An 811-nucleotide genomic window follows, 5' to 3' on the forward strand; every position below is an offset into this window, starting at 1 on the left:
TTTTTAATGTGTTTCGTATCTCTTCATCCTGGATGTCATTGACATCAAAGCTGGTAGCGACAGCCTCACTTCCAATACCACAGAGAACGTAACCCCGGCCATCATGACCAATTTTAAGAGGCACAACGGGAAGTGGTGTATTGGGACACACTCCAGCAATGCCCGGAGAAATAATTGGCCCCCCGCGAGGAATAACCCAGTTACCGATAAACCCCCAATCAATTTGCGTCGAGATGGCATCAGGCTGGTATTGCTCACCCCAAAAGTTGATTGCTGCCTGCTGATGCTGTTTACCGGCATAGTAGATATATCCGGCCATAATAAGCACGGAGAGGACAAACATAATTGCCAATTGGCGCAAGACTCTTGCGATAAAACTTAAACTCATAGGTATTGTTCTCTTAATTCAACGCTCCCCCGCCCACTGTTGCTATGGCTGGGTTAATCCAAAATCCATCAAAGCCGGTGAACATTTCCGCCTGGGTACGAATGTACTCAAGAATGATGTCACAGGCGATCCAGCGCCGGTTATTCCTTTCTGCGGCCAACCCGCTCTTATTCGACCCACTGAACGGATCAACAACAAGGTCGCCCTCTTCCGTCAGAAAGCGGATAGCCATCTCAGGTATGTCTGTTGGGAACATTGCCGGGTGCGGTGGCAACCCCAGTTCTCTAGCGATTCTCCGAAGCTCCAGCGTATCCGCACAACGGTGGCCGCGCTGGATAACGTTTTTCGGTATCCGTCCTTCCGTGACATTAGAGAATGCGTTCCCTCTCAGTCGATATGCCCCGTCACCATAACTGACCACTC

Annotated in this window: 2 protein-coding genes; both read right to left on the reverse strand. The window is 50.1% G+C overall.

All coding sequences use genetic code 11. The features are described from left to right. Window positions 1-388: hypothetical protein (locus BHE89_RS19040; protein WP_128860727.1), on the reverse strand; the 388-nt coding region annotated here is incomplete at its 3' end. A 13-nt stretch (window positions 389-401) separates the two neighbouring features. Continuing rightward, window positions 402-811 (reverse strand): DNA methyltransferase (locus BHE89_RS19045; RefSeq protein WP_141008340.1); only part of this gene is annotated, 410 nt, incomplete at its 5' end.

Source organism: Shigella sp. FC1967 (assembly GCF_001743005.1).
Taxonomy (GTDB): domain Bacteria; phylum Pseudomonadota; class Gammaproteobacteria; order Enterobacterales; family Enterobacteriaceae; genus Proteus.